The 22896-nt window shown below is 53.4% G+C and carries 21 protein-coding genes; 6 read left to right on the top strand and 15 right to left on the bottom strand.

Going from position 1 to position 22896, the window contains the following annotated elements:
• Positions 1–216 precede the first annotated feature (216 nt).
• On the bottom strand, positions 217–1455 hold the full coding sequence (locus J1781_RS11180) for an MFS transporter (RefSeq protein ID WP_129953492.1): 1239 nt from the start codon (positions 1453–1455) through the stop codon (positions 217–219).
• A 60-nt stretch (positions 1456–1515) separates the two neighbouring features.
• Here J1781_RS11180 and J1781_RS11185 point away from each other — a divergent pair, with 60 nt between their 5' ends.
• Positions 1516–2502, top strand: a complete 987-nt coding sequence (locus tag J1781_RS11185) for an AraC family transcriptional regulator (protein ID WP_217233549.1) — start codon at positions 1516–1518, stop codon at positions 2500–2502.
• Between the two features lie 65 nt (positions 2503–2567).
• On the opposite strand, the gene J1781_RS11190 is transcribed toward J1781_RS11185, so the two are convergent.
• Both J1781_RS11190 and J1781_RS11195 read right to left on the bottom strand, forming a co-directional pair.
• Positions 2568–3467 (bottom strand): proline iminopeptidase-family hydrolase, encoded by a 900-nt coding sequence (locus tag J1781_RS11190; RefSeq protein ID WP_129953494.1) that lies wholly within the window; start codon positions 3465–3467, stop codon positions 2568–2570.
• 89 nt (positions 3468–3556) lie between these two features.
• Entirely contained in the window at positions 3557–4312 is a 756-nt protein-coding gene (locus J1781_RS11195) for a LuxR family transcriptional regulator (RefSeq protein ID WP_129953495.1), read from the bottom strand.
• A 227-nt stretch (positions 4313–4539) separates the two neighbouring features.
• On the opposite strand from J1781_RS11195, the gene J1781_RS11200 reads away from it, so the two are divergent.
• From J1781_RS11200 to J1781_RS11220, 5 genes are read left to right on the top strand one after another with little or no spacing between them, the layout of a single operon-like run.
• Positions 4540–5478: an ABC transporter permease gene (locus J1781_RS11200; protein ID WP_129953496.1), complete on the top strand. Its 939-nt coding sequence runs from the start codon at positions 4540–4542 to the stop codon at positions 5476–5478.
• Entirely contained in the window at positions 5475–6335 is an 861-nt protein-coding gene (locus J1781_RS11205; protein ID WP_217233550.1) for an ABC transporter permease, read from the top strand. The genes J1781_RS11200 and J1781_RS11205 overlap by 4 nt, the downstream gene beginning before the upstream one ends.
• Positions 6332–7309 carry an ABC transporter ATP-binding protein gene (locus J1781_RS11210; protein WP_129953498.1) on the top strand — a complete coding sequence of 326 codons (978 nt, stop codon included), beginning with the start codon at positions 6332–6334 and terminating at the stop codon, positions 7307–7309. The genes J1781_RS11205 and J1781_RS11210 overlap by 4 nt, the downstream gene beginning before the upstream one ends.
• Positions 7293–8342 carry an ABC transporter ATP-binding protein gene (locus tag J1781_RS11215; protein WP_129953499.1) on the top strand — a complete coding sequence of 350 codons (1050 nt, stop codon included), beginning with the start codon at positions 7293–7295 and terminating at the stop codon, positions 8340–8342. Before J1781_RS11210 ends, J1781_RS11215 begins: the two co-directional genes overlap by 17 nt.
• A complete protein-coding gene (locus tag J1781_RS11220; protein ID WP_217233551.1) occupies positions 8323–9837 on the top strand; it encodes an ABC transporter substrate-binding protein in 1515 nt (504 codons plus the stop codon). The genes J1781_RS11215 and J1781_RS11220 overlap by 20 nt, the downstream gene beginning before the upstream one ends.
• A 190-nt stretch (positions 9838–10027) precedes the next feature.
• Here J1781_RS11220 and J1781_RS11225 read toward each other — a convergent pair whose 3' ends face one another.
• The 12 genes from J1781_RS11225 to J1781_RS11280 form a co-directional block, all read right to left on the bottom strand.
• Positions 10028–10192: a DUF2474 domain-containing protein gene (locus J1781_RS11225; RefSeq protein WP_129953501.1), complete on the bottom strand. Its 165-nt coding sequence runs from the start codon at positions 10190–10192 to the stop codon at positions 10028–10030.
• 11 nt (positions 10193–10203) lie between these two features.
• Positions 10204–11211 carry a cytochrome d ubiquinol oxidase subunit II gene (gene cydB, locus J1781_RS11230; RefSeq protein WP_129953502.1) on the bottom strand — a complete coding sequence of 336 codons (1008 nt, stop codon included), beginning with the start codon at positions 11209–11211 and terminating at the stop codon, positions 10204–10206.
• Positions 11212–11213: 2 nt separating this feature from the next.
• Entirely contained in the window at positions 11214–12638 is a 1425-nt protein-coding gene (locus tag J1781_RS11235; protein ID WP_129953503.1) for a cytochrome ubiquinol oxidase subunit I, read from the bottom strand.
• A gap of 673 nt (positions 12639–13311) precedes the next feature.
• Positions 13312–14679 carry a VasL domain-containing protein gene (locus J1781_RS11240; protein WP_217233552.1) on the bottom strand — a complete coding sequence of 456 codons (1368 nt, stop codon included), beginning with the start codon at positions 14677–14679 and terminating at the stop codon, positions 13312–13314.
• 11 nt (positions 14680–14690) lie between these two features.
• On the bottom strand, positions 14691–15119 hold the full coding sequence (gene tssE, locus J1781_RS11245) for a type VI secretion system baseplate subunit TssE (protein ID WP_217233553.1): 429 nt from the start codon (positions 15117–15119) through the stop codon (positions 14691–14693).
• Between the two features lies 1 nt (position 15120).
• Positions 15121–15657 carry a type VI secretion system lipoprotein TssJ gene (gene tssJ, locus J1781_RS11250; RefSeq protein ID WP_377426126.1) on the bottom strand — a complete coding sequence of 179 codons (537 nt, stop codon included), beginning with the start codon at positions 15655–15657 and terminating at the stop codon, positions 15121–15123.
• Complete coding sequence (tssG, locus tag J1781_RS11255; protein ID WP_217233554.1) at positions 15638–16735, bottom strand: type VI secretion system baseplate subunit TssG; 1098 nt, start codon at positions 16733–16735, stop codon at positions 15638–15640. Before tssG ends, tssJ begins: the two co-directional genes overlap by 20 nt.
• Positions 16699–18462, bottom strand: coding sequence for a type VI secretion system baseplate subunit TssF (gene tssF / locus J1781_RS11260; protein WP_129991042.1), 1764 nt, complete (start codon positions 18460–18462; stop codon positions 16699–16701). Before tssF ends, tssG begins: the two co-directional genes overlap by 37 nt.
• Before the next feature lie 99 nt (positions 18463–18561).
• Positions 18562–18855 (bottom strand): hypothetical protein, encoded by a 294-nt coding sequence (locus J1781_RS11265; protein WP_217233555.1) that lies wholly within the window; start codon positions 18853–18855, stop codon positions 18562–18564.
• Positions 18856–19157: 302 nt separating this feature from the next.
• Entirely contained in the window at positions 19158–20447 is a 1290-nt protein-coding gene (locus J1781_RS11270; protein ID WP_217233556.1) for an SEL1-like repeat protein, read from the bottom strand.
• Positions 20447–22267, bottom strand: a complete 1821-nt coding sequence (locus J1781_RS11275) for a Tle5 family T6SS lipase effector (protein WP_217233557.1) — start codon at positions 22265–22267, stop codon at positions 20447–20449. The genes J1781_RS11270 and J1781_RS11275 overlap by 1 nt, the downstream gene beginning before the upstream one ends.
• Before the next feature lie 178 nt (positions 22268–22445).
• On the bottom strand, positions 22446–22896 hold a 451-nt coding region (locus J1781_RS11280; RefSeq protein WP_238483513.1), incomplete at its 5' end, for a DUF6396 domain-containing protein.

Raw genomic sequence — 22896 nt, forward strand, 5'->3', positions numbered from 1 at the left:
GTTTTACCTACGCCGGGAATAAAACGTACCTCTAAAACGCAGACTCAATTTTAATATAACTGTTATAGCCCTGACCTGTTCACGGAAATAAGCCGGAAACAGTTTTAACATGATGATAAATTGAGTATTTGAACACGATAGCAACAATGTTTGTGTGGAATTAATTTTAGTTATTTTTAGGAATTTACTGAAAGATTGTCAGCGTATTTCCTGACGCTATCCGTGCTGGAAGGACGCGCTTTCTGCACCGTCTCCGGACAGACCGACCCTGACGCACAAGGCAATGATCAGCGCGGCACTTAACATCACAATACCCGCGGTAATAAATACCCCGGAGATCCCCCCCAGTCCGAACATGACACCTCCCAGTGCCGCACCGGCCGCGATAGAAGATTGCACGGCAGCCACCACCATGCCTCCTGCGCTCTCAGCCTGATCGGGCACCGAGCGGGTTACCCAGTTTGACCAGGCGACGGGCACACCGCCGAATGCCAGCCCCCAGAGCAAAACCAGCAGAGTGAGCCCGGTTATCTGAACGGGCAGTAATATCATTCCCAATGCCGCGATGCCGACCAGGCAAGGCATCACAATGAGCGTCAGACGAAGGCTGTAAGTCATTACCCAGCCAGCCAGCAATGTACCTGCAAAATTGGCCACACCGAATCCGAGCAAGAGCAGGGCCAGTCCGCCCGCATCAATATGACTCACGCTTTCCAGAGAAGGGCGAATATACGTAAACAGGGCATACTGACCGGTATGTGCCAGCACGCAACCAAACATCCCCGTTGCAATGCCGGGACGGCGCAGTAAGGTTAAGACTGATTCTGTATGCGTAACCTGACGGGGAGCCATGCGCGGTAATGTGAACCACTGAAAAGCAAGCGTGACCCCTCCCACCAGAGCCGCGGCAATAAACGCGCTGCGCCAGCCATAGAGCTCACCGAGAAAACTTCCCAGCGGCACCGAAACGACGGTTCCTACGGCGATGCCACTGAAGATAACCGACAGGGCTCTCGGCACGAATTTCTCCGGAACCAGCCGCATCGCCACCGCTGCGGCCATACTCCAGAATCCGCCCAGCGCGACGCCAAGAAGGATCCGCATCACCAGCAACACGACAAGGCTTGAGGAAAGGGCGACCAGCAGGTTTGAGGCGATCATCAGCACGGTAAAACTTAACAGGACGGTTCTGCGGTCAAGCTTACGCGTCAGACCCGGAACCAGCAGCCCGGCAAACAGCGCGATAACAGCGGTGACCGTCACCGCCTGACCCGCTAAGGCTTCCGTCACCTGCAGATCTGAGGCCATGGGCGTTAACAGGCTGGCTGGCAGGTATTCCGCCGTGAGCAAGCCGAACACGCCCATGGTGAGGGAGAAGACGGCCATCCACGCCGGCGGAGCCTGTTGCACATCTCGTTGGATCGCGGGCGCTGAGCCCTGCGTTTTATGATTCATTTCAAACATTCCTGAAAATTAACGTAGCTCAAATTCTAGGCAGGATGGTTGAGATGATCTATGATTCGTAATCCTTGTTTTTTGACTATTACTCCTGAAATGACACAGCACGATCCCTTTGCCCTTTCATCTGACCTGATCAGTGAACTCCTGACAGGCATGCGTCTGCGCGGTGTGCAATATCGTCGCATCCAGACCGGCCCTGAGTTTGGCATGGCTTTCAAACCAAGGCCCGGCCATGCTTATTTTCACTATCTTGCCGTCGGTTCTGCTGTCCTTAATACCGGGGATGGCGTGCTTCACCCCTTGTCTGCCGGGGATGTCGTTTTTCTGCCGCATGGAATGGCACATCAGCTTCTTTCTGAACCAGACAATACCGCTCAGGATATTGACGACTTCGATGTCGCGCCCCTGGGAGAAGCGGTGAGTGGTGTGGATACCTGCCCAAGTACGGACACGATACCGGGCGCGATTCTTTTTTATGGCTGCATGGAGTTTGATCTGGGCGGAATGCAAAGTCTGGGCAAACTGATGCCGGACACCATGGTGGCGGATGCCAAAGGCGAACGTTATCCCGGACTGTTGCCGGTAATTGACGCAATGAAACGTGAAATATGCTCCGGCCGCATCGGCTTTGCAGGCATTCTGGCCCGGCTTGCGGAAGTTGCCGCGGCAATGATTGTCCGGGGGTGGGTTGAATGCGGATGTGAAAATGCCTCTGGCATTGCCGCTGCATTGCGGGAGCCACGGCTGGCAAAGGCAATTCTGGCGCTGCACCGGCAGCCGGGCAGGAACTGGACAGTGGCGGAGCTGGCGGCAGAGTCGCACATCTCGCGCTCGGTTTTTGCCGCGCGTTTTCAAACCATGATTGGCGTATCGCCGTTGCGTTACGTGACAGAACTGCGGATGCAACTCGCCACGCAGTGGCTCGCAGACAGTAAGATTTCTATCGAGACCGTCGCGTTTCGTCTGGGTTATACCTCACAGGCCGCTTTTAGCCGGGCTTATAAGCGCATTTCCGGGCAATCGCCCGGTGCCAGCCGTTAATCAATCTGCGAATAACTCCCTTTCAGGCTGCTTCGGCATAATGTCGACGCAGCCTTTAAGCGTTATCAGAGTGAGCCGTGGCTCGCCAAAAATCCTTCCACGCATTTCATACAGGCTTCACGTTCCTCGACGTGTGGCATGTGGCTCGAATTTTCGAAAATCACCCATTCGGCGTCTTTGATGAAATCCGCGAACGGTTGCACCACTTCGGGGGCCGCTTCGTCGTAGCGACCGGAAATCAGCAATACCGGCACATTAATGGCGGGCAGACGGTCGATCACCGTCCAGTTTTTCATGCTGCCGATAACGTGGAATTCGGTCGGGCCGTTCATGGCGAGATACACGGTCGGATCCTGGTCCATTGCCGCAAAAGTGCGTTTTACTTCCTCCGGCCACGGATCGAGGCGGCAGACATGACGGGCATAAAACACCTGCGACGCGGCTTTGTATTCCGCGCTGTCGAGGGTTCCGGCGGCTTCATGTGCCAGTAAGGTTTCCTGAACGTCCGGCGGCAGTTCGCTGCGCAGGCGGGCGGCGGCCTGCAGCCAGAGTGCCATTGAGGCCGGAGAGTTGGCAATGACCAGCGCTTTCAGGCCCGGGGGTTGGGTAACAGCGTGTTCAGCACCGAGCATGCCGCCCCAGGACTGACCGAGCAGCGCGTAATCCTTTTCAATACCCAGATGGCGTAGCAGATTGTCCAGTTCCGCCAGAAAAAATGACGGCTGCCAGAAGTCAGCCGGTTTGTCAGGAAGGTGCGTCGAGCGGCCATTACCAATCTGATCATAATGGATCACCGCGCGGCCGGTTTCGGCGATATCGCGGAAAGCATCGACGTAATCATGGGTGCAGCCGGGGCCGCCGTGGGCAATGACCAGCGGCGTTTTGCCACTGTTTAAATCGCCACAGATGCGATACCAGGTCTGGTATTCCTGAAACGATGCATAGCCTTCAGTGATGTTGTACATTTTGTTTCCCCTGCCGGTGAATAATCTTTACAGGGTAAACATCGGGGCTGCGCTGAACAGCTAGTAAAAAAGATAGAAAACCGGGCAGATCAGCTGTCGAGCAAACGGTAATGCATCGCGCGCACCACCGCCTGCACACGGTTACTGGCACCCAGTTTACGGGTTGCGGTATTAAGATGCAGCGTGACCGTGGCAATTGACCGGCTGAGTTTGCGGGCAATCTCTTTGGCGGTTAACCCTTGCGCGGCCCACGTCAGACATTCGCGTTCGCGCTTGCTTAAATGCACATGGCGGCAGGTGAGAATGCTGCTGTCGAACAGGGGAAACACGCACTCCTGAAAGGTCAGCGCCAGCAGGCTCAGTTCGGCCAGTACATCATGAATATCCAGCTCATGCCCCGCACCGGTATGAATGCCCGTGACGGTCACAAAGCCACCGTTCGGTAAATGCAGTGGCACCGTTGCACCGCTCGGCATGTTGTTATCGCACATGTAATGGGTAACCGGTTTATTGAGTTCACTGAGTCGGTTTTGCAGCGAAGTATTGTCCGGGCGCTGATAAGACCAGACAAAGGGTGCGCAGCTTTCGAGGGCGTAATGCTGTACCGGATCGACCTGATAATACCCGCTCTCCAGCCATAATCTCTGCATATCGCCGGGCACATTGCACATCCTCAACAACGACGGCGTGATCAGCTCGCCCTGGAGCGTTCGCGGTACCGGCGTGTAATCGTAAATCAGGGCATCAAACCCCAGGCGCGAGGTCTGGGCGAAAAGCTGATCAAACGCACCATCAACGGTGGTTTCCCGTAAAGACACTGCACTCTCTTGCACCGCGAGCTTCATGAATTTATCTCCACATCATTTCTTTCCGGGCTAAATAGGCTGATCGGGCATCGATTTTGCTCAACCTCACTTGTTAAAGAAAAATTATGCAATCCCGGTGCCACATCGCTGCGGGTGCAAACCTAGTATTTTTGCTAACTACCGGGGGAGTCTGGCTGCGGCTAACGTAAAGCCACAGGGGAAAAGACTCTCGCTCTGCACCAGAAACTGCCATTAAGAGGATTGTCATGCACCGTTACCGATTTTTGTTATGGCGACCGCTGCAACTGCTGCCGGTGTTGCTGGGGATAAGTATGCTGACTTTCGCGATGGTGCGTGCCATACCTGGCGATCCGGCGCGGATCCTGCTCGGGGTGCGCAGCACACCGGAAGCTATTGCCCGCATCCGTTTGCAGTACGGGCTGGATCTGCCGGTCTGGCAGCAATATCTCTATTTTCTGCGCAATCTGTTTCATGGCGAGATGGGCAAGTCACTGATTTACCGCGTGGATACGCTGAAGCTTATCATGTCGCGTATTGAACCCACGCTGTATCTGGTGCTCGGCAGCGTGGTGCTGGCGATGCTGTTCACCGTGCCGCTGGCAGCCGGGGCGGCGCGACATCGCGGGCGGCTGGCGGATCAGGTGATCCGTTTACTTTCTACTATCGGCCTCGGATTACCGGCGTTCTGGCTGGCGATCATGATGATTTTGCTGTTCAGCCTGTCACTCGGCTGGTTTCCGGTGTCGGGCTATGGCAGCGACTTTGGTGAGCGGGTTCATCATCTGTTTCTGCCGTGCCTGACCGTTGCGCTGGCGCTGTCGGCGGTACTGACCCGTAACCTTCGCGCCAGTCTGCTGATGGAGTTACAGAATGATTACGTTACCGCCGCCCGTGCGCGGGGACAGAACGAAAACCGTATTTTCTGGCGACATGTGATGCCCAACTCGCTGGTGCCGACGGTCAATCTGCTGGCGGTGAATATCGGCTGGCTGATTGGCAGCACGGTGGTGATTGAAAGCGTATTTGCCATTCCCGGCATGGGACAGTTGCTGGTGAAAGCCATTATCAGCCGTGATTACATGGTGGTGCAGGGGGTGGTACTGGTGTTTGCGCTGGCGACGGTCGCAGTGAATTTGCTGGCGGACTTACTGACTGTGGCGCTGGATCCGAGGGTGAAGCTATGAGCATGACCGAAAAGATTGCGACACAGCGAATGGGATATTTTCATCTGCGCTGGTTGCCACGCCAGCAGGCGTTGCTGCTGGGGATTGTGATGCTCAGTGTCTGGGTTCTGATTGCGCTGCTCAGCCCGTGGATCGCGCCGTTTGACCCGATAGCGCAGGATGCATCAGTGACACTGTCACCGCCATCGTTCACCCATCCTTTCGGCACCGATAACTTTGGCCGCGACATTCTTTCCCGTGTGATGTGGGGCGCACGGATTGATCTGCAAATCTGTCTGATTGGCGTCATTTTTCCGTTTATCTTCGGCACGCTGACCGGCGCGTTTGCGGGGTATCTCGGCGGTGCAGTGGACACCTTTTTCATGCGGGTGATAGACGTGGTGCTGGCGTTTCCTTTTCTGGTGCTGATGCTGTCGATTATTGCCATTCTCGGGCCGGGACTGGGCAGTTTTTATATCGCGATGGCCATGGTCGGCTGGGTGTCGTATGCCCGTCTGGTGCGCTCGCAGGTGCTGACGCTTAAACACCGGGATTTTATTCTGGCCGCGCGCAGCCTGGGCTACAGCCATCCGCGTATCTTACTTTTGCATTTGCTGCCCAATGCGCTGACCAGTTCGCTGGTGTTCTCAATGTCCGACTGCGTGCTGGTGTTACTCAGCGGCGCGTCGGTGAGTTATCTCGGCCTCGGCGTTCAGCCGCCGGTCGCAGAATGGGGTGTGATGGTCGCTGAAGGCCAGAGTTTTATTACCACGGCGTGGTGGATAACAACCTTCCCCGGCCTGGCGATTGTGGTGCTGGCGATGAGTTTCAGCCTGCTGGCGGACGGACTGGGTGACAAACTGGGGGAGCGACCATGACGTTAATGCAGGTTTCCGGCCTGACCATTGAAGACCGGCAGGGTGTGGCGCTGGTAGACAGGCTTTCGCTGACGCTGAATGCGGGGGATATTCTCGGACTGGTCGGCGAAAGCGGTTCCGGTAAAACGCTGAGTTGCCGTGCCATGATGCGCCTGCTGCCGGGCGAAGGGCTGCATATCCGCACCGGCGAAATCCGCCTGAACGGTACCGATTTACTGACCCTGAGCGATAAACGCATGACGGCCATTCGCGGGCGCGAAATTGGCATGATTTTCCAGAATCCGGCCAGTCATCTGAATCCGGTGATGACCATAGGCCAGCAGATTGCCGAAAGCCGCCGTCTGCATTTTGGGGCCAGCCGCCGTGAGGCACAGGGACAGGCAGTGGAACTGCTGCGTCAGGTCGGTATTCCGGACCCACAGCGACGGGCAGATAACTACCCGCATGAGTTTTCCGGCGGCATGCGTCAGCGGGCAATGATCGCCGTGGCGCTGGCCTGCGAACCAAAAATGCTGATTGCCGATGAACCGACCACGGCGCTGGATGTCACCGTACAGATGCAGATTTTGCATCTGCTCCGCGATCTGCGTGACCGGCTGGGTATCGCCATCATTCTGATCACTCATGATCTGGGCGTGGTGGCACAAACCTGTGACCGCATCGCGGTGATGTACGGCGGACGTTTGTGTGAAACCGGTGAAAAACGCCCGGTACTGGCGCAGGCACTGCATCCGTACACCCGTGGCCTGATTGACTGCCAGCCGGTCAGCGAAGGTGGCGCCGGACGGCTGATCACGTTACCCGGTCAGCCGCCGGTAGCGGCACGATTCCCGTCCGGTTGCCGTTTTCATCCGCGCTGTGCGCAGGCGACGGCGTTGTGCCGGGACAGCCAGCCCGCGATGCAAACGGGCAGCCACGCCACCGCCTGTCATCATCCGCTGATCCACGGGAGGGGAAATGAATCATTTGCCTGATCTCACTGTGCAACCTTACCCGCTACTCGAAGTGGAAGATCTTTGCGTGACGTTTCCGGTTTCCGGTTTTGGTTTTAAAAAGCGCCACGTTCAGGCTGTGAATGGCGTATCACTGCACATCCGTGCAGGCGAAACGCTGGGGCTGGTTGGTGAATCAGGCAGCGGAAAAAGTACCCTTGGCCGGGCGATGTTGCAGCTGGAAAACACCAGCGCCGGACGGGTTCGCTTTAACGGGCAACTGATTACCGAAGGTATGAAACCCGACATTGCCCGTCTGCGCCGGCAAACCGCCATGATCTTTCAGGATCCGTTTTCCTCACTCAATCCGCGCCAGACGATTGGCGAAAGTATCGGCGAGGTGCTGCGGGTACACAGGAAAGTGACGAAAGCGGAGATTCCCGCGCGGATTAATACGCTGCTGACCCTGGTCGGGCTAAGCCCGGAACATGCCACACGCCGTCCGCAGGCATTGAGCGGCGGGCAATGTCAGCGCGCCGGTATTGCCCGTGCGCTGGCTATCGAACCGCGCCTGATCGTCGCCGATGAATGTGTTGCGGCGCTGGATGTGTCGATTCAGGCGCAGATTATCAATCTGCTGATGGATCTGCGTGAAAGTATGGGTCTGGCGATCCTGTTTATCGCCCATGATCTGGCGATTGTGCGCCGCTTGTGTGACCGCGTAGCGGTGATGTACCTCGGGCGTATTGTCGAAAGCGGGCCGACGCAAACGGTGTTTAGCGCGCCGCGACATCCGTATACCGCCGCGCTGGTGGCGGCCATTCCTGAAATCGACCCCGACCGGCCGCTGCCGGAGCATCCGTTACAGGGTGAACCACCCAGCCCGGTTTCGCTGCCTGCGGGCTGCGCTTTCCATCCACGCTGTGCCTTTGCGCTGCCTGAGTGCAGACAGGGTGCGGCACCCGAAACCCGGCACATTGCCGACCATGCCTTCGCCTGTGTTCTTGAAAACCACAAAAGCGACGGAATTAATCCGATGACTGAAGGAATGTTATATGAAACAAAAGCATTTTAACGTTGTGGCCGCCGGAGTGCTGCTGGCGCTGAGTCTGGTCAGCGAAATGGCGCAAGCGGCGGGGGTGCTGACCATTGGTCGTCGTGAAGACAGCACTACATTTGATCCGATCAGGTCAGCGCAAAACGCCGATAACTGGGTGTTCTCCAATGTCTTTGATCCGCTGGTGCGTGTTGATAACACCGGCACCAAACTGCTGCCGGGTCTGGCGGAAAGCTGGACGATTTCGCCGGACGGCAAAACCTATACGCTGAAAATGCGTGAGGCGAAATTCTCTGATGGCACGCCGGTGACCGCTTCCGATGCGGTGTTCAGCCTGACGCGTATCCGTGATGATGCCGGATCGCTGTGGAAGGATTCGTACAGTATTATCGATACGCTGAAAGCCCCCGACGCTCATACGTTGATCATTACCCTGAAAACACCATCGGCGGCGTTTCTGTCGCAGCTGGCGCTGCCGAATGCCTCGGTGATTTCGCAACAGGCGCTGACCAAACAGGGTGCGGATGACTTTGCGGAACATCCGGTCGGTTCCGGCGCGTTCAGCGTGAAAGAGTGGACACGCGGCGAGAAAGTCGAACTGGTGAAAAACCCATATTACTGGGATGCCGCGAAAGTGAAACTCGATGGTGTCGAGTGGCTGACGCTGCCGGATGACAATACCCGCATGCTGAAAGTGCAGGCCGGAGAAATTGACGCGGCGCTGTCGATCCCGTTCTCACGCATCTCATCGCTGCAAAAAGACCCGAAACTGGCGGTCGAGCTGGATACCTCTACCCGTGAGGATCACCTGCTGATCAACCATTCCCACGGGGATTTGGGCAAAGTGGAAGTGCGTCAGGCGCTGGATTTCGCCATCGATAAAAAAGCCATTATCGATACCGTGACGTTCGGTTACGGCAAAATCGCCAACTCCTACATCCCTGACGGGGCGCTGTATCATTACGCCGGTAACCTGCAACGCCCGTACGACCCTGAAAAAGCCAGACAACTGCTGGCGGCGGCCGGGGTGAAAAACCTGACCCTGAAATATCTGGTGAATGCCGGTGATGAGGTGGATGAACAGATTGCCGTACTGCTGCAACAGCAACTGGCAAAAGCCGGGATCACTGCCAACTTGCAGAAAGTGGATCCGAGCCAGAGCTGGGACATGTTAGTGGCGGGAGATTATGACATTTCGGTGATGTACTGGACTAACGACATTCTCGACCCGGATCAGAAAACCACCTTTACGCTGGGCCACGACTCGAACATGAATTACATGACGCGTTATCACAATGACAAAGTGAAAGCGCTGGTGGCTGCCGCCCGGGTGGAAATGGATCCGAAGAAGCGTGAGCAGATGTACATCGATTTGCAGAAAATGGCGAAAGCCGACGTGAACTGGATTGACCTGTATTACAGCCCGTATCGCAACGTGACGCGTAAAAATATCAAAGATTTCCACCAGAATCCGTTAGGGCGTTTCACGCTTGAGGAGACGGTGAAAGAATAAGAAATCCTGCACCAGGGAGATAATAAGAAAGTTGAGACAAAAGTCTGTTTTGTTGTTTTTAGCCCGCTTCCGAGCGGGCTTTTTGTTGCCGAAATCTGCCATTTCCGGGTTTTGTCCGGCTGCTGCCGGAGAAATAAAAAGGGAGAAGGCAGAGCAGTGTCGTCTGCTAAACCCCTCCGACTTTCTGCACTTAATGACTTCTCATTCCCGCCGCAAACATCAGCAGATGAAACACCGATGCCACAACAAATAACGCCAGCACACTGCCGCCCCAGATGACGGCCATCCAGCCGACACGCTTTAAAAACGGGGCTTTAGTAATGTTATTGCCATCCATTTTTCTGATGAGATTCATAATGCGATTCCTCAGTGATAACCCTGATCCGGCGTGACTTTCCCGCGGAACACGTAGTAGCTCCAGAAGGTGTACACCAAAATAATCGGGATGATGAACAGGGCGCCGACCAGGATAAAGCCCTGACTTTGTGGCGGTGAAGCGGCCTCCCAGATAGAAATGGACGGCGGGATGATGTTCGGCCAGATGCTGATCCCCAGGCCGGTATAGCCCAGGAACACCAGTGCCAGTGTCAGCAGGAAGGGCGCATGATGCGCATTTTTACTGATGGCACGGAACATCCACACCGAGACCAGCACCACCAGCACCGGTACTGGCAGGAACCCATAAAGGTTAGGGCGCGAGAACCAGCGGGTGGCGATATCAGTGTGCGTCAGCGGCGTCCACAGGCTGACGGCCAGCGTCACCAGCAGGAATACCACCAGCAGTGGTTTGGCGATTTTGTGCATCGCTTCCTGCAATTCGCCCTGGGTTTTCATGATAAGCCAGGTGCAGCCGAGCAGGGCATAAGCCACCACCAGCGCAAAACCACAGAACAGCGTAAACGGTGTCAGCCAGTCCAGTGCGCCACCAGCGTAAGTGCGATTCACTACCGGAATGCCGTTGATCACAGCACCCAGCACCACGCCCTGACAGAAGGTGGCGATCACCGATCCGCAGATGAAGGATTTATCCCACACGTGACGTTTGGCCGGGCTGGCTTTGAAACGAAATTCAAATGCCACACCACGGAAGATCAGACCAAACAGCATCAGGGTCAGCGGAATAGTCAGTGCATCCAGAATCACTGAGTAGGCCAGCGGGAATGCACCATAAAGCGCCGCACCGCCGAGCACCAGCCAGGTTTCGTTACCATCCCATACCGGCGCAACGGTGTTCATCATTACGTCACGGTCGTGCTCTTTTTTGACCAGCGGGAACAGCAGACCGATGCCCAGGTCGAAGCCGTCCATCACGATATACATCATCACGCCGAAGATGATGATCAAAAACCAGATCAGCGGTAAGTCGATACCCATTATCAAGCTTCCTTATTTTCGTCGGTCAGTGATTCGGAAATAGCAGACAGCGGACGTGCGGGCGTGCGGTGCTGGCCGGGACCTCCGTGATCAACAGCTTCTCCTTCATGCGCCTGCGGACCCTTGCGGATCAGACGCATCATATAGCCGTAACCGACACCAAACACCGAGCAATAGATGACGATGAACAGGATCAGACTGACGCTCATTTGCAGCACATTATGGTTAGAGACCGCATCTTTAGTACGCAGCAGGCCGTAAACCACCCACGGCTGACGCCCCATTTCCGTGGTGATCCACCCCGCCAGTAACGCCAGCAGACCGGAAGGCCCCATCAGGAAAGCAAAGCGCAGGAACGCTTTAGAGGTATACATTTTGCCGCCACGGCGCAGGATCAGGCTCAGTACACCCAGCAAAATCATCAGCATGCCGAGACCGGCCATAATGCGGAAGGTGTAGAAGATAACCGAAGAGTTCGGGCGGTCTTCTTTCGGGAAGGATTTCAGCGCCGGGATCTGATGCGTCAGGCTGTGCGTCAGGATCAGACTGCCCAGATACGGGATTTCAATCGCGTAACGGGTTTCTTCACGGTTCATATCCGGATAACCAATCAGCACCAGCGGGGACGGTTTGTTGTCTTTATTTTCCCAGTGACCTTCAATGGCCGCGATTTTGGCGGGCTGATATTTCAGGGTATTCAGACCGTGGGCATCGCCGAGGAATGCCTGAATGGGCGAGACGATCAGCGCCATCCACATCGCCATCGATAACATGGTGCGGATGGCTGGCGTATCGCGACCGCGCAACAAATGCCAGGCCGCAGCAGACCCGACGAAGAATGCAGAGGCGAGGAACGCGGCAGTGGTCATATGCATTAAGCGGAACGGGAATGACGGGTTGAAGATAATCTTCATCCAGCTGACCGGAACCACCAGATTATTAACAATTTCATAGCCCTGCGGGGTCTGCATCCAGCTGTTGGAGGCGAGGATCCAGAATGTCGACATCAATGTGCCGAGCGCTACCATACAGGTCGAGAAGAAGTGCAGGCCAGGTCCGACGCGGTTCCAGCCGAACAGCATCACGCCGAGGAAACCGGCTTCCAGGAAGAACGCGGTTAACACCTCGTACGTCAGCAGCGGGCCGGTAATACTGCCCGCAAAGGAGGAGAACATGCTCCAGTTGGTACCAAACTGGTAAGCCATCACCAGACCGGAGACCACGCCCATACCGAAGTTAACGGCAAAAATTTTCGACCAGAAATGATACAGGTCGCGATAAGCCTCTTTCTTTGTTTTCAGCCACATGCCTTCCAGGACAGCCAGAAAACTGGCAAGCCCGATAGTAATAGCGGGAAAAATGATATGAAAAGAGACGGTGAAGGCGAACTGGATACGGGCCAGTTCTAGCGCATCAAGACCAAACATAACAACCTCTTTTTGTGTGTCAGGTTACCCTTCCAAACAGTAATACCGGTACGGGAACCGGCGATGTCTGACATTCGCAGGTGAAGTCTAGAATGAAAGGGGGGACTGCCGGGGTTTCGCGAGAAGCCGATTTAAGCACAGCGTGTGAGGGGATTAACAGGGACGGTTCCGCAGGGAAATTAGTCGTTGAAACACTTTCAGCGCGGTTAAAACGCAAGAGTGGAAAAACTAATTTTGCGGGAAAGCGGCAGCAGGGGAATTAACCACAAAAACTAAGGGGCCAAGTTGTTGCATTGATCTGGATCAAAAAGTTTTGATGTTTTTCAAATGTAATTTCTCTGCATCGGGTAATGGCTTGTTGTGTGCAAAATTGGTAACAAGAAAGTTAAATCAGCAGTGGCGACAGCGCATTCCTATTTTTAATGCAATGTAAATTTATGTCATCGATTTTGCCCAAAAAAGCAGCCGTAAGGTAATGCTTGTAGCATTTTTTTACATTTGAGCCGCAAGGCGGAATGAATAAAAACAGCAGTGCTCCATGCTTTCGTCCGGCATTAACCGGACGGGTATATAAGAGGTAAGCCGCTGCGGGCGTCAGGGCCGGGCTGGTTTCCGCGCCACCTGTTATGCCCGGCCCCGGTAAAAAAACGGCGTGAATGTCAGCAGTCTGTCTTCACCGTGCAGCTACCGGTAAGGTCTCGATAAGTAAGGCGTACCGGTTCAGTAACTGCGTAAACTGATTGTCGAGTTGCAGTATCAGCTGTGGCGGGATAGCCGTATTCTGTTGCCGCATATCGGCGAGTTTTCTCAGTGATTCCTCAACCGGCGGGGCACTGTTCAGCGCCTGCTGGATAGCGAACACCGACGATTTAAGCTGTGAAACGGTCATGTATTTACCGCGTTGTTCATCCAGCCCGTTGAGTTTGTCCGCCAGTTGCTGCAACTGAGCATTCGCCTGTTGCCAGCCGTTGAGACTTTCCGGCGGCACGGCGCTGGCATTCAGTTGCTGTGTCCAGTTTTTTGCCAGTGCGGCGGTGGCGGGATTATCAGGCCACAGTATCAGTGCCTGGCTGACCAGATGTGACCCGGTATCCTGCGCCCAGTGCGGCGACAAGGTTGCCAGCTGGCGCGTTTGCTGCTGCGCGGCAGCCAGAAACGCCGGTGCTTCACGATGCAACATTTCAGCCTGCTGGTTTTTCATTTTTTCCAGTGTCTGGGCATTCAGGGGTTGTGGTATTACCGGCAGCGTCGCCATTAGTTGCTCACCGGATAGCGGATGATAAAACGCCGTGAAAGCTGCGCAGACTCCGCCACCAGCCAGCAATGTTGCCATGATGCCGGCGAGAAAACCTTTCCACTGAACCGGGTGTTTAATCGTCACGGGCGGGGCAACTTTCTCCTGCAGTTCTGCGGGCTCAGTCTGTGCGACATAAACCCACTGCTCGCGGGCTTGCGTAGCCCATCTTTTTTCTGTGTTCTCTGGTGCCGCCGCAGGCAATACGATTGTCGTATCACTGGCCGCGTGCATATTTTCCAGCCTCACGGCAGCCCCGTGCAGAAAACTGCTCAGTGCTTCCAGCTGGCTGATGTGTTTAAGTTCAAGGCGCTGCAAAACATCACACAATGCATTGAGCAGTTTCTCCGCCTGATAAATAGCTGATAAATCATGATATTCCAGCGCCATGCTGCGCAATATCTGCTGCAGGCGCTGGCTCAGACCCGAGAGTATTTCCATCCGCGCGTGAGCCGGATGCGGCCATAATCCCGTCCACTGACGGGAGAGCAATGCTTCGAGGATCGCGAGCCCTTCATTTAATCCTGACATACCCGCTGACCGCGTTCTGGCCTGTGTGTACCACGACGCCGTTTGCAGTTCGATGCCATTTTGCTGGAACAGGTTAAGGCATAACTGCTCCACTTTTTGCCAGTGCACATCCGGGCGTGCCGGATGGGTTAACTTGCTCATTTCTTCGCGTAAAACGGCGTAATCAGCCAGCGCACGCGGGTCACCCCCGGTGCGCAGCTGGCGTTCAATCGACATAATCGTTTTCCTTAACTGACGTAATTCTGCTGTTTCATATGGCGCATCAGCACACGGCCTTCCGGCATAAATTCCGTACCGAAACGCACTAAGCCAAGCTCTTTCAGCTCGGCGTCAATGGCATATTCAAGATGCCCTGGTCTGGATTGTGGCAATAAAATCACGTGCAGCTTTTTGATGCGCGGCTCGTATTTCAGCAGGGTTTCTGACAAGACATCCAGCAGTGAATGTGCCGTGCCGGGCATTCCGTGCAGGATTTTACTCATATCCGGCAGGCCGTAATCCGGCAGATGGCTGAGCGTTCCGGCGCGACAGTTGAGAATGCGCTGCATGTTGTCGAGCACGGAGAGGATCACCTGATTTTCTTCGCTGACGTTGTGCAGACCGAGGCCACCGGCAAAGTTGCCGAGCAGCATTTCGTAGAGTGAGGGTTGTGACATATCACTTGTCCTTCAGCGGCAGCAAACTCATTCCCTGGTTATTGAGTTCAATCTGGCGCGCCTTATCCGGATCCAGATCGTCTCGGCTCAGCACGATACGCCAGGTATTGTTCTTCATATCTGGCGACAGGAACATGCCTGCGACTGCCACATACTGCGCTTTTTCATCCAACGGCGTGTCGATAGTGACAGCCGAACCCGGACGGATCCGGATGTCCTTTCCTGCCAACAGATCGGCGTTAATTGCCTGACTGTCTTGTGCAAAAAGCGATGGATAATCAGTATCATCAAACACTTTGCGATCTTTTAACTGATAGATGCGCACTACGGTGGAGAGCGGAGCACCGTTGGTATTGTTGTTGATGGCGTCGCGCGCCTTAATATCCAGGTGCAGCGTTTTCACCTGCTTGTAAAAAATGGATTTGGTCATGGCGACGGTGCCGTCGCTGACTTTCTGGGTCAGTCCGCATCCGCCCAGTGTGGATACCATTGCCAGCATCAGTAATGTAAAACGGGTTTTACCAGCGATAGTCGCCATATTCATCAGTCTCCCTTCGATGAAGATTTTCCTGAACGCGCTGATAGCGGCCCAGATTAATAGTGATTACTGCAGTTTTATTTTGGGTCGCAGATGTAATCCTTAACCTGCGCATCACTGCGGTTCTTCCCAGCAGCACACCGGATTTTTCCGGCTGGCAGGAAAGTTTTGCATCGGGCAGCAGCGCGCGTGACACCGACAGTTGTAAACGGACGTGCAACCGGGAGCCAAGATACACCTGCAACAACGCCAGCAAATCGGTGTAAAGCTGGCCACCCGGAAGCCATTCACGGGCTTCATCCGGATTTTCAGTGGTCAGTTTCAGCAGAACCTGACAGTTCACATCGACGGTCTGGCGCCCCATCACCGGGCTGCTGCTCATACTGACCGGCGCGCTGGCACTCATGGTCAATTGCTTGCGCAGGGGAATAATGCAGCGGTCATGCGCCAGTATCTGCGCCTGTGTATCCGGTGCCAGCAACTGAACCAATGCGATAATGCCTTCGCTGGTGCGTGTCGGCAGCCGCATCATACTGGTGAGCGCCAGAAAGCGGGAAACCGGCGTGGCAATCTCTTGCGCACATCCTTCTATGCCCAGCCCGCAAAGACTCAGCAGATATTTCGAGGTTTTATCTGTCCCGCCGGGTGTAAAAGTGGCGGGATATGAGTATTTGCGCCAGATTCGGTAATACTGGGTGATCAGCCGGTGGTTGAAAATATCGAGAAAGTCGCTGACCGCTTCGTAACCGTCGCGACGCTGGGTAATGTCGTCGATATACGCGGTTGGCAGCGGTGATTCCACACCATACAGCCCCATAAATGTGGTACGGATAGTCGGCGGAAGATGCGGATGTTCCGGCATTTCCACCCGTTTAAACTCGCTGGCCGGAAATCCCATCCCCGGATGCGGTCGAAAACGCACCGGGTCGTGTCTGACCTGCCATTGGCTGCCCAGCGCCGGGGCATCTGGCTGGCTTTGTTCCAGCAACTGACAAAAACGATAAAACTGGGTATAGGGCAGTTTATCTTGAAGTTGCTCGATCAGCCGGGCAGGCGCTGATTGTGATTCTCTTTCCATCGGATACATTTCCCGGCAGGCTGAACGATAAGCGTTAACTGATTGAATAAATGGATATCAGCATAAAGCGCAAAGAAGCGGTTGAGCATTTCCCCGAACAGATGAATATCGCCTTCACCGGTAAAGCCGTTGCCATCCAGCGTGACTTCGATATCAATGCCGCGCAGCAAAAAACCTTTCTCAAAACGTTGGATCTGGTGGTGTTGTACCCGCTGAATAGCATCCAGGCGGCGGTTGTTCAGCTCATCGCTCTGCCAGTTGTAAAGCTCCAGCGTGCCGCGCAACACTTTCGCGCTGCTCATGAGATTAAGGTAACTGGAGCCCAGGTGGCTGAGCACCCGCCACTGGAAGTGATCTTCCGCCGGAGGATAGGAGGGCAGCGTCGGTTTGCTGAGATTTCTGACTTTCAGTGGTATCTGTAATACGGCTTCACAACGGTCAAGCAAAGTGCTTTGCAACGCTTTGCGTGGCAACTGACCGTTAGTGCCGGTAATTTTCAGGGAGACGGGCTCGCGGGTGAATTCGCGATCGACTTCCCATTGCTGTCCGCCGAGGATCAACCATGTATCATGCAGCCCGGTCACGCCGCGTTTTACGCGAGTGTGGAAATAACGCTCCGGCGCATGGCGTCTTTGCATGCCGCCGCGATGACGGAAGCTGGTGAAGGGCACGTAGGTTGCGTCCGACGTTCGCTGTGAGCCTGTTACAGAATCGACAGAATAAATTTCGGTATGACCGTCCTGTAACCGGCGCGGCCGCAGCAGATATTCATTTTCCATTCCGTTAATAATCAGCGGATCGGCTTCCAGTGTGAACAGGTTGATCACCGGCACACAATGCAGCGCCATGGCTTCATCGGTGACAGGCAGGTCGTTTTGCCACTGACTGTTGAAAACCACCTCCAGATCCAAGTGAGCGATCCCGGCGGGCAAGGTCACTGATTCCAGTCCGTTAAGATGCACGAACATGAATTTTTCGCGGAAGGTGAAATACTCCAGCAGCAACTGATAGCCACTGAACGCACTTTCACCTTTTGGCCACAACAGATCTTCATCCGAAAATCCGCCGGGCGAGAACCAGCCATCCAGTTTGATACGGTCAGCCTGATTAGGCAGGCGTATATACAGCGCCGCCTGACGGCGGGTGAGGGCCAGATGCAGTGCACTGCTGACGGGAGCTTCTCCGGGCAGATAAAAACACAGACGATGTAAATCGACCTGCGACCAGTCAGTCTGCGTGCTGCAGGTTAGTCTTACTCGCAGCACCGAACGCCCGTCCGGCTCGGTCGCCATGACCACTTTCGAAACGGCCAACGGGTTAAGCGTCATGTCGCGCGTAGTGCGGTACTGACAGACGGTATTTTTAGGGCCGACAGGGCGGGAATAGATTTCCAAACCTGCGGGCACTGTTTCGGCCATCTTCATCAATGGTACGTCCGGGCTCAGCGACACAATGGAAAGCGACGGTATGGTACGCAGATAGTGCGGCCATAACATGCTCACCAGCCCTTCAGTAAATTCCGGCAGGTCATCATCAATTTTTTCACGTAGCCGTCCCATCGAGAAGGCAAAGCCCTCAAACAGGCGTTCAACATAAGGATCAGGTGTACCGGATTTATCGAGATCAAGCATCGCGGCGCGATCAGGATGAGTTTGTGCAAACTCTTTTGCCGCATCACGCAAATAGCGTAATTCGGCGTCGTAATAATGCAGGGTTTGGTCTTTCATTTTATTCTCTGTGAAAACGTCAATGATGTTTGCTAATTATTGTGAAAAAAACCAGCACCAAATAGAACAATAAATACCATTTGAGACAGTATATTCTGGTCAATGAAGCTCCATCGTTATGATGCATTCATGAAAAATAGACATTGTAATTTCTGAATTAAATATTGCCCAACCACAATCTTTGCTAATTAGGTTTTTATTAGGTTGATAATTATTTCTAAAAAGTTTTTTAAAACTTAACATTTTGCATACCCAGCATGTCGTCATGTTTGCTGGAAATTTTGCGTTGATTTTATTTGCGAAGGAAGATAAATCGCCATCAACTTCAGTAATAAAAATAACACCACCTTCTCCGACCATTTGTTGCAAGATATGAAAAATATGTGAATCCACCTCCGGAGGTTTAATAAAACTATATCTGAATTCGTTATAATAGGGGGTGTTACCTATTATAATAAATGCGCCTGCTTTTTTAAGGAAATAGTCACTATTGGGTCGCCCGCGTGACTATGGGCAAAACTCTTACCGTAAAGCAGTTCTGATTTCATCCTTGTGGCAAGTATTTTTTTTCTGATTTAGATTCTGGGGCGTATATAACAAGGTACTTATACCCTTTGATGCGTGTAGTCATTATGTTCATCCCTGTAATTAATCCTTGGTTTTTACTGCTCTGAACCGCTGATTGCTGTATGAGATTACGCTTCACCCACAAAGCGCCAGTCAACGTGCTGGTCCTGATGGAACAATTTGTCGCTGAGCGGCCAGGGGCATGAGCGACAAATCTCTACCCGGTCAGTGGGCATAATCTCGCCCTCTATGAACGCGATGATGGCGTTCTGGCTGAGTCCTTCACGCGGCAACCATGCAATCTGCCAGTAACCGCTTTTCGGACAAGGTTCACCGGTTTTACACAGCAGACTTAGTGAGGCACTTTTATCAAAATCCGGTGACGTCGGCAGCGGCCTGCCGGTTTCAGGGTTGAGCTGTTTGTCTTTCGCCAGCTTCTCAATCAGGGCTTCGCTGGGTTTGGTCGGCGGAATGTTCGCTTTGCGATCTTCCAGCCATTTTATCTTGCCATCCCAGGCAGGCAGCGGGGCCGGTGGGAGGGGGACGATATTGTTGATTTCAGGGACGCTGGGGTTAGCATAGGAATAATTACCCAGCATTTCGCCAATTTTCTCATAACGCCGGGCACGTTCAGGATCTTTTTTCTGGTCAAGATAGTACATACTTGTAGATTCAGGCTCACCAAATCCTTTTTGCAGGGCATAAGCTGATATTTCATCACCAGCAGCAATTCCCAACTGAAATGCCTCAAGTGATTCCAGATATAGAGCTCTATTTTTTTGGTTGATTCCTAGGGCTTTTGCTGCTTCCCCCTCTCCCTGTTCGGCAGCACAACGACACATTTGCCGGGAAATGTTAGGAGCCATATCTGCCGGGAATAGTTTCTTACCTACATAGGCCTGTGCCTGAGGATTCCCTTCATCAGCGGCTTTACGGTAGTAGCGCAGAGCCAGTTCCTGATCCTCCTTTAAACCGGCTGCGCCGTGCTGCAAGTAGATGGCGGTAAAGTAGTAACCGCTGGCAACTTTAGCGTTTATCAACTGCTGGCTAAGGCGAAAACGCTCATGTGGTGTGAGAGTGAACTGCCCACGGAACGAACCATTTTGCAGGTTAATATTTGCTTTGTAATGACCATTCTCGGCAGCGATGCGATATAAACGTTCAGTTTCAGCATCCACCGTTTTGTCTTGTTTCAGCAGATTATTTTTCTGTAGCCAGCGGGCGTATTTGAATAATATTTCGCTATCGGCAGAAGCTGCTGGAATGATTTCGTGTTTGCAGGAAAAGGCCAGCTTGGCATTAATATTTGAAAGTAAATCCATGGGAACATCCTTTTTTACAGCTTTTATAGCGGTCAGGGCATTGCTCTGGTCACAGGCTGTCAGCAATAGACAGAATGAAAATAATAATTTGCGCATCAGTCCTGATCCTTCAGTGTTACTTTGCTATAAAGAAACTTAATCAGTGACGCTTTGGGGGCATCCTTTTTTGTTCCCTGAAGATCTTCATTATCACCAAGAAGATACCCCCAATCTCTGAAAGCATCAGTAGGATCATCCTGCATTCCTATTCCATTTGTATGCAACTTCCACAGCCGCTGCCGCAGTGCTTTAGTCACGCTGGCCCAGTCATGGGCAATATTCATTTCGCTGTCGACCTGCATACTACGGGTGTTGATATTGGCGGAACCATGGGTCGTGAATACATCGTTGATGATCATCAGCTTGGAATGCACATAGACCGGCATCCAGTTACCTTCGGGTGAATCGGGTGCGACAAGAGAACAGATATGCACCTTCAGGCCGGGAATGTTGACCTGCAAAATTTCTCTGTTTCTTATTTTTTGAATTTCTTTTTCATATTCGTCCAGTTTTTCCTGCGCTGCCGGGTCCCGCGGATCATAATAAATTGGTCGCGGGTCACTCATTCCCCCGACCTGCATTTCTTTTGTCACATTAGGGATGGTATCTGCACGCCCAAGGCTTTCGAGCATACGCTGTGTGTTGACGGTTCCGGCTCCGATGCCTTCGTCCGTTACATTGGTAATAACAAAGAGATACAAAGAGCCGTCTTTTTCAGGGACACGGCCCGCTTTAATCTGGGCGGAAATATTATTCTTTATCGCTTCGGCGAGCGGTGGCCAACGAAAATATTGATTCTCTATATATATAAACTGTGTCGCGTTATTCACTGTCTTCAGGTAAAGCTTTTCGATATCCCGTTTGCCTTCCTGTGCCTGAGTGCGCAGGAGTTGGGCCATGATCGGAGTGCCAAAACCCGCCCGCGTTTTAAGTTTTTTAGCCACTTCTTTAGCATTGCGGTGCTTTATCAGGTCTTCCCCGGTCTCTTTACACCATGCGGTGGCGAAATTTTCATGAAGATGTTCAAGAATAGGACCTGTCACCCGGCTGGAAATATCCTGTCGGGGCAGAAACCCGCGCGGGCCTTCGTATGGTTCCCAATGGTCCTGGGCGGAAGGGCGGTGCATAGACGAATGTTTATCAGTATCCCAGTATTCATCAAGCATGTTATGCCCCATGACAAAACCGACAGCATGTTCTGGTAATTCGTAGTCAATCAGCACGGTCTTTTGGTGATGCGTTGCGGCCATGGTTAATGCGAAAACTGTGCCGCCGCTGACACTTTTATCGAGAGCCTGCCGGGAAGCCTGATAGGCGATTTCGGCGCGCTCATTGGCATCAAATCCACGGCCGACGAATATTGGAAACGAATCCTCAGAATTTTTACCAGAGCGAAGTGCCTGAGCAGCCATCCCGCCTGAGTACAAGTGTTTCGAGAACCACTTTTTGTCATAAGTATATTGGTCATCAGAAGAAGTTTGCCCGGCCCGATTTTTTAAATTGATGAGGCCATACCCGGGTAAATTGGCCTCTCCGCCGAGACCTGTTGCATTTAAAAACATCTCCCAGCCTAAAATACGAACCTGAACTTTGTTCTCTTGCGCCAAATTGATGAGTAGCTCTCCAATACAAGGTGCCTGACCATCCCGAATAAAATACATGGATGGTTGAAACCCCCAGCAGATGATATCGACGGTCTTCTTGGCATTGGCGATGGCTTCATGAACCGCGCGGAAAGCTTCTTCGCCGTTGACCAAAGGCTTGTAGGTTGCGAGAGCTGGCGGGTATTCAGTGCCTTCCACAAACCAGGGCGGAATGATGGTGCACTGACTGGTATCAACAACAGAGACGGGAGAAACAATATCATTTTGACTCATCAGTACTCTTCCTTATCACCGGCGCCATCCAGGAGTTGTTTGTAAAGATTGCGGTGCTCAGTGTGTGGCTGTGGCTGTGGCAGTCGTGAATACCCATACTTTTTAATACGTTGAGTCATTTTGTTCATCCCTGTTAATTCATCCGTTGCTGCTCTGAATCGCTGATTATTACGTGAAATTACACTGCACCCACAAACCGCCAGTCAACGTGCTGCTCCTGATGGAACAGTTGGTCACTGAGCGGCCAGGGGCGTGAGCGGCAAAACTCCACCCGGTCAGTGGGCATAATCTCGCCTTCCCTGAGTGCAAGAATGGCGTTCCGGCTGAGTCCTTCGCGCGGCAGCCATGCAATCTGCCAGTATCCGCTTTTCGGACAAGGTTCACCGCTTGTACACAGCAGACTTAGTGAGGCACTTTTATCAAAATCCGGTGACGTCGGCAGCGGCCTGCCGGTTTCAGGGTTGAGCTGTTTGTCTTTCGCCAGCTTCTCTATCAGGGCTTCGCTGGGTTTGGTCGGCGGAATGTTCGCTTTGCGATCTTCCAGCCATTTTATCTTGCCATCCCAGGCAGGGAGTGGGGCCGGTGGGAGGGGGACGATATCGTTGATTTCTGGGACGGTGGGGTGGGCA

Origin of the sequence: Rahnella perminowiae, assembly GCF_019049695.1 — a bacterium.
GTDB lineage: Bacteria > Pseudomonadota > Gammaproteobacteria > Enterobacterales > Enterobacteriaceae > Rahnella > Rahnella perminowiae.